Source organism: Ilumatobacter nonamiensis YM16-303 (assembly GCF_000350145.1).
GTDB lineage: Bacteria > Actinomycetota > Acidimicrobiia > Acidimicrobiales > Ilumatobacteraceae > Ilumatobacter_A > Ilumatobacter_A nonamiensis.
This window is the reverse complement of record NZ_BAOL01000288.1, coordinates 1-7241: the sequence shown is the minus strand read 5'-3', so window position 1 is coordinate 7241 and position 7241 is coordinate 1. Positions and strand designations below refer to the sequence as shown.

Below are 7241 nucleotides of genomic sequence, written 5' to 3'. Positions count from 1 at the left end.
CCTCGACGAGTACCGCAAGCACGTCGAGAAGGACGCTGCGCTCGAACGTCGTTTCCAGCCGGTGAAGGTCGACGAGCCCACGCTGGCTCACACGATCGAGATCCTCAAGGGCATCCGCGACCAGTACGAGTCGCACCACCGGGTCACGATCACCGACCAGGCGTTGGTCGCCGCAGCGAACCTCGCCGACCGCTACATCTCCGACCGCCACCTGCCCGACAAGGCGATCGACCTCATCGACGAGGCGGGTTCCCGTCTGCGCATCAAGCGCATGGCCACGCCGCCCGACCTGCGCGAGATCGAGACCAAGCTCGCCGACGTCCAGGAGGCGAAGAAGACCGCCGTCGAGGAGCAGCAGTTCGAAGAAGCCGGGCGCCTCCGTGACGAGGAGAAGAAGCTCCTCGAGGAGAAGGCCGAGAAGGAGTCCGAGGTCAAGGAGTCCGGCGTCGACCTGTTCGACGAGGTCGACGAGGAAGCCGTCGCCGAGGTGCTGTCGCTGTGGACCGGAATCCCGGTGTACAAGCTCACCGAGGAAGAGACCGAACGCCTCCTCCACATGGAGGACGAACTGCACAAGCGGATCATCGGCCAGGAGGACGCCATCAAGGCGGTCAGCCAGTCGATCCGCCGGACGCGTGCGGGTCTCAAGGACCCGAAGCGGCCGTCGGGCTCGTTCATCTTCCTGGGCCCCACCGGCGTCGGCAAGACCGAACTCGCGAAGACGCTCACCGAGTACCTGTTCGGTGACGAGAAGTCGATGATCACCCTCGACATGTCCGAGTACATGGAGCCACACGCGGTGAGCCGTCTCGTCGGTTCGCCTCCCGGCTACGTCGGATACGAAGAGGGCGGCCAGCTCACCGAAGCCGTGCGGCGCAAGCCGTTCTCTGTCGTGCTGTTCGACGAGATCGAGAAGGCCCACGCAGATGTGTTCAACACGCTGTTGCAGATCCTCGAGGAGGGTCGCCTCACCGACAGCCAGGGCCGTTCGGTCGACTTCCGCAACACGGTGCTGATCATGACGTCGAACCTGGGCACCCAGGATCTGCGCAAGGCCAACGTCGGCTTCACGCAGGACGACACGGCGATGAGCTACGAGCGGATGAAGGAAAAGGTCAACGAGTCCCTCAAGACCCATTTCCGTCCCGAGTTCCTCAACCGCATCGACGAGACCATCGTCTTCCACGAGCTCGCTCGTGACGAGGTGCTGCAGATGGTCGACATGCAACTTGAGCGGCTGGTCAAGCAGCTCGAGGGCCAGGGCCTGGGCATCGAGCTCAAGCAGGAGGCCAAGGAACTGCTCGCCGATCGGGGATACGACCCCACGCTCGGTGGACGTCCGCTGCGTCGTGCGATCCAGCGTCACATCGAGGATTCGCTGTCCGAGAAGATCCTGTACAAGGAGTTCTCGGCGGGCGAGATCATCGTCGTCGACGTCGAGGACGATCCCGACAACGAGGGCAAGAAACGGTTCACGTTCACCGCGGTCGAAGGCTTCGTGCCGCCGGCATCGGTCGAGCTCGAGCTGACGGCGACCGAACCGCCGGCCACGCCCGAGGGCGGCGGCGAACTTCCGCCGCCCGAAGCCACCGCCGACTGAGGCCACTCGCCGGCAGGCGGGTCTGAACCCCGCCACCGACCTTTCTCGACCCCGTTCCGTTGCCGTCGCTGCAACGGAACGGGGTCGAGAACATTTTCGGCGACGAGGCTCCAACCGATTCGGTGATCTCTACGTCATACTTGGCGGGTGATGTCGGCGGCGCGTGAACGAGTGAGTCTTCGACGCCTCGCGCTCCTCCTGGCCGGTCTGTTCGCGCTCACCGGTTGCCAGCTCGACGTCGTGGCCGACGTGGTCGTCAACCCGGACGGCACCGGAACGGTCACCGTGACCGCCGAGGCCGACGCCGCTCTGGTGAGCGAGGTTCCGACGATCACCGACGACCTCGTGCTCGACGACATCGCCGCCGCCGGATGGACCATCGAGGGTCCGACGGCCACGCCCGACGGCGGTCTGCTCCTCGTCCTCTCGCACCCGTTCGAGGGCAAGGACGAGGCCACGAACCTCCTGCGGAGTCTTGGTCCGCCGTTCAACGACCCGACCATCGGCCGCGGGCAGGACGGCGACAGCGCCACGAACATCGCCCGCGCCAACCTCGGGCTTCCCGACGGCTTCGCCTCGTTCGCCGACGATGACCTCGTCAGCGCTGCGGGCGGCGTGCCGTTCGCAGCTCGGATCGAGGAGTCGGGTGCCGATCCTGCGTCGTCGTTCAGTGCCGTTCTGAACGTCACCCTGCCCGGCGAACTCGTCGACGCCGAGACCAACGCCGAGGTCCTCGACGACGGCACCCTCCGGTGGACGGTCCCGGTCGACGGATCGATTCTCGAAGCGTCGGCGCGGAGTGAGCAGGAACCGTCGGCCGGTGGACAGTGGGCGCGCCCCGTTGCCACCGTCGCGCTGATCGCGCTGATCGCGTGGGTCGGATTCATGACGCTGTTCATCGTGTACGTCGCCGTGGCGCGATGGCGGCGTTCCCGCCGGTACCGCCGACGCGCACTGCCGGAACAAGAGGCCACGCACCCGGGCTGGTGATGGCGCCGTCGATCTGTGGCATGGTTTGACCATGGGCGGGGGCCGAACGACACCGACGGAGGTGGATTTCCACTTCGACGTGATGTGTCCGTTCGCGTATCAGACCTCGAGGTGGATCCGGGACGTACGGACCCAGACGGATCTCACGATCAACTGGAAGTTCTTCAGCCTCGAGGAGATCAACCGCCAGGACGGCAAGAAGCACCCGTGGGAGCGCGAGTGGTCGTACGGATGGTCGATGATGCGGATCGGGGCACTGCTCCGTCGCACCTCGATGGACGATCTCGACCGGTGGTACGAACGCGCCGGGCGCGCACTCCACGAGGACGGCCACAAGCCTCACGACCCTGACGTCGCTCGACACCTGTTGATCGAGCTCGACCTCGACCCCTCGATCGTCGACGTGGCGATCAACGACGAATCGACGCACGACGAGGTCCGCGCCGAACACGACCGCGTGGTCTCCGCCGGTGGGTACGGGGTTCCGACGCTGTTCTTTCCGGAGTTCGTCAACGACGAGGGTGAACCCGAGTGCTTCTTCGGCCCGGTCGTGCTCGACCCGCCGACGGGCGACGCTGCGCTGCGACTGTGGACTGCCACGACTGCCTGGCTGGAGTTCCCCTACCTGTTCGAGCTTCAACGCCCGAAGAACGCATCCCACGGGGCGGTGATCGCCGATCGGTTCCGCCCCTACCTCGAGGCCCGCGACTGGGTGTCGATCGACCGGGGAACGGTCGTTGCGTTCGGCGATTGACGTCTGACCCTCACCGCTGATGACGACACCCCGGGACACCACGACCGAGCCGCTGGACGCACTCATCGACGAGCTGACCTCGGCGGGCGAGCGTCGCCAGTTCGCCGACGGCGAGCTGCTCTGCCGCGAGCACGACGAGAGTGGCGAGGCGTACGTGATCCTCGATGGTGCAGTCGAGGCGCTGGTGGATGGTCACGCGGGTCCGATGACGGTCGCCGTACACGAGCGAGGGGCGATCATCGGCGAAGTGACGACACTGATCGGCGGACAACGCACGGCCACCCTGGCAGCGCGTGGCCCGACCACGGTCGCCTCCCTCTCACGCGACGTTCTCCACCAGGTCTTCGAGCAGCACCCGGACGCGTCCGAATCGATCCTTCGTGCGGCCCGCGAACGGACCAACCGGTCACGCGTCGCGGCGCTGTTGTCCGATGAACTCCAGGCGAACGACGGCGCCGTGGTCGCCGCGATCGCCGACCGCGTCACCTGGACATCGGTCTCCGCAGGACAGACGCTCTTCGAGCGGGGCGATCCTGCCGACGCTGCCTATCTCGTCGTGAGCGGGCGACTCGGCGTGACCGACTTCGAGTCCGACGACCGGTCCGGTCCTGATGACGACGTGGTCACGAGCCGCGTCGTCGAAGTCGGACGCGGGGGAATCGTCGGCGAGTTCGGGCTGCTCGAGGATCGCGTCCGCAACGCCACTGTCGTCGCGCTGCGCGACTCCTCACTCGCCCGACTCAGCGCCCGTGACTTCGCGGCACTCAGCGGCGACCACACCTCCCTGGCGATGGGGCTGGTCCGCCGGGTCCTCGCTCGATCGGGAAGCGAGACTGCCGCCGCTCCGTCCAAGCGCTCGTTCGCCCTCGCGATCACGGCCGACATCGACTCCACCGAGCACGACGACATCACCACGACGATGGTCGACGCGCTCGAGGCCTGTGGGTCGACGATCCACCTCACCGCCGGGTCCATCGACCGGACGTTGCGGAGCCCGGGGATCGCCGACACGCGGGCCGGGGCATTCGGTGAGATCCGACTCGCCGAACTCCTCCACCAGGCCGAGACCGACTCCGATCACGTCGTGCTCGACACCGGACCGGGGCTGCGCAGCGGTGAGTCGCCGAACTGGGTCGATCGAGCGTTCCACCATGCCGATCAGATCGTGATCATCTGCTCGCCCGATCCGGACGACGACGAGGCGGCCGTGATCACGCGCCTGCTCGACACGACCCCTGCAGGGATTCCGCGTTGGCTCGCCGTCCGCCACCCGGCAGAGTGCCCTCGGCCGTCCGGCGCCGCTCGCCTGCGGGACCGGTTCGGGGTCGACGAGGTTCACCACCTGCGAGGATCATCCGCAACCGACATCAGCCGGGTTGCGCGCCTCGCCGCAGGGCGCGGTGTCGGCCTCGTGCTGAGCGGAGGTGGCGCACGCGGACACGCGCACATCGGTGTCTACCGCGCGCTCACCGAACGCGGGATCCCGATCGATCGGGTGGTCGGCACGTCGATGGGTTCGATCGTCGCCGGCGGCATCGGACAGCAGGTACCGCCCGACGAACTGCTCAGGGTGACGCAACAGGGTGCCGACAAGTTGCTCGACTACACGATCCCGTTGGTGTCGCTGATCAAGGGCGAGCGGATCGTCAGGGTGCTGGACGAGCAGTTCGACGAGTGGGAGATGGACGACACCTGGACGCCGTGCGCGTGCATCAGCACCGACCTCACGACGGCCGAGATCGTCGTCCACCGAGACGGGCCGGTGGCGCGGGCGATCCGGACATCGATCGCCATCCCCGGTGTGCTCCCCCCGGTCGCACGCGACGGCCACCTGCTCGCCGACGGCGGAATCCTCGACAACCTCCCGGCGGGTGTGTTCGGCTCCGACCCGTCGATCGGTGTCATCATCGCCAGCGACGTGGCTCCGCCGGAGGGACCGACCGCGAAGGGTGACCACGGCCTGTCCGTCTCCGGCTGGACGGTGATGCGGTCGACGATGGTTCCCCGGTCGGCTCGACGGGCCGAGCGATCGGTACGTCGGGTGTTGCGTCGCGAGGAGCGGCCGGCCGACACCACGCGGTATCCCGCACTCGCGACCACCCTGCTGCGATCACTGCTCATCGGTTCGTCACGCACACGTGACGACCACCTGGCGGCAGGGATCATCGACCTCCACCTCGAACTCGACCTGCGGCAGATCCCACTCCTCGACTTCGGCATGGTCGTTCCTGCCGCGGACGGCGGACACGCACAATCGTGCGCGGCGCTCGACCCGTGGCTGGCCGAACGAGGCGGTTCCCCGTGGGGCGAACCCGCACCGTCGACCACGGTGGAGCCATCCGCCCCAGCCACCCCATCCGAGAGAGGGAGCCGCTGACGTGTTCCTGATGACCCTGCGTGACCTGCAGTACCGCGCGCGACGAGTTGCGCTCGTGACGGTGCTGGTCGCACTCGTCCTCACGCTGCTCTACCTGATGACCGGACTGGTCAACCAGCTCCAGAACGAGCCCCGCAACGCCGTGGACGGCATCGGCGCCGACACGTGGGTCGTCGCCGACGGCGTCTCGGGTCCGTTCACGTCGGTCTCGGTCCTTCCGGCCTCACTCGGCGCCTCGATCGGCGAATCCGCACACCCGATCGTGGTCAGCCGCGGATCGCTCACGACCGACGGCGCCGAAGCGACGGAGATCGTCCTCGTGGGCCATCGGCCGGGCGAACTCGGTCAACCACACGTCGTGGCGGGAGCCGGAGTCGCTGCCGCCGACGAGGTCGTGGTCGACCGGTCACTCGGACTCGATGTCGGCGACGAGGTCACGGTCGGCCCCGAGACGTTCACCGTCGTCGGGGAGACGGCCGACAGCACCGTGCTCGCCGGCCAGGCGCTGGTCTTCGTCGACCTCGCGTCGGCCCAACAGCTCGCGTTCCAGAGCGTCGACGTGGTGTCCGGGTTCGTCATCGACGGCAGCGACCCCGGCGACGTCGACGGTGCGACCATGCTCACCGGCGAGCAGGTAGCCGACGATGCCCTCGGACCGATCGAGTCGGCCGTCTCGTCGATCGACCTGATCCGGATCCTGCTGTGGTGCGTCGCGGCGATCGTGATGGGCGCGGTGATCTACCTCACGGCACTCGAACGCGAGCGGGACTTCGCGGTTCTCAAAGCGGTCGGAGCGAGCGGGCGGTCGCTCGGCGCGGGGCTCGCGATGCAGGCCGTCGTGGTCGCGCTCATCGCTGCCGCGATCGGCGCGGTCGCCGCCAAGCTGATCGAGCCGGTGTTCCCCCTGCCCGTGCGGATCCCCGGCTCGGCCTTGGTCATCGTCCCGGCGGTCGCCGTGATCGTCGGGCTCGCCTCAGCGATGATCGGCGTCCGCAAGGTGAATCGAACCGACCCCGCGGAGGCGTTCGGATGAGCGCCGAGCCGATCATCGACTCCGCCGACGGACTCGTCATCGACGGGCTCGTCAAGGAGTACGCGGGCGACGGCTACGTCGTGCGCGTGCTGGACGACCTGTCGTTCCACGCCCGACCGGGTGAACTCGTCGTGCTGCTCGGACCTTCGGGGTCGGGCAAGTCGACGCTGTTGTCGTGCATCGGCGGGATGTTGTCGCCCACGTCCGGATCGATTCGTCTGAACGAACTCGACGTCACCGCCGCGTCCGGCCGAGCGCTCGACGACTACCGGAAGCACCACGTCGGCTTCGTCTTCCAGGGCTTCAACCTGATCCCGTCGTTGACCGCTCGGGAGAACGTGGCGGTCCCGCTGATCGTGTCGAAGACCGTGCCGCGCTCGACGGCGTTGAAGCGCGCCGACGAGATGCTCGATCGAGTCGGGCTCGCCGACCGGGCCAAGCACAAACCGTCACAGCTCTCCGGCGGACAGCAGCAGCGCGTCGCGGT

General features: G+C 67.7%; 6 protein-coding genes. All 6 read left to right on the top strand.

The features are described 5' to 3' along the window. Nucleotides 1-1600: ATP-dependent Clp protease ATP-binding subunit (locus tag ON45_RS19815; protein WP_040496381.1), on the top strand; the 1600-nt coding region annotated here is incomplete at its 5' end. A 171-nt stretch (nt 1601-1771) separates the two neighbouring features. After that, the gene (locus ON45_RS19810) at nt 1772-2590 is read left to right on the top strand and encodes a hypothetical protein (RefSeq protein WP_148288795.1); all 819 of its coding nucleotides are present in this window, start codon (nt 1772-1774) and stop codon (nt 2588-2590) included. Nucleotides 2591-2621: 31 nt separating this feature from the next. Continuing rightward, nucleotides 2622-3344 (top strand): mycothiol-dependent nitroreductase Rv2466c family protein, encoded by a 723-nt coding sequence (locus ON45_RS19805; RefSeq protein ID WP_040496379.1) that lies wholly within the window; start codon nt 2622-2624, stop codon nt 3342-3344. A gap of 19 nt (nt 3345-3363) precedes the next feature. Continuing rightward, entirely contained in the window at nt 3364-5721 is a 2358-nt protein-coding gene (locus ON45_RS19800; RefSeq protein WP_040496377.1) for a cyclic nucleotide-binding domain-containing protein, read from the top strand. A 10-nt stretch (nt 5722-5731) separates the two neighbouring features. After that, on the top strand, nt 5732-6754 hold the full coding sequence (locus ON45_RS19795; RefSeq protein WP_241432256.1) for an ABC transporter permease: 1023 nt from the start codon (nt 5732-5734) through the stop codon (nt 6752-6754). Continuing rightward, on the top strand, nt 6751-7241 hold a 491-nt coding region (locus ON45_RS19790; protein WP_148288794.1), incomplete at its 3' end, for an ABC transporter ATP-binding protein. The genes ON45_RS19795 and ON45_RS19790, both read left to right, overlap by 4 nt.

Bases quoted from the DNA above. Each gene is read 5' to 3' on its own strand.
- ON45_RS19805 (WP_040496379.1), top strand. From the start codon at position 2,622: ATGGGCGGGGGCCGAACGACACCGACGGAGGTGGATTTCCACTTCGAC.
- ON45_RS19800 (WP_040496377.1), top strand. From the start codon at position 3,364: ATGACGACACCCCGGGACACCACGACCGAGCCGCTGGACGCACTCATC.
- ON45_RS19795 (WP_241432256.1), top strand. From the start codon at position 5,732: ATGACCCTGCGTGACCTGCAGTACCGCGCGCGACGAGTTGCGCTCGTG.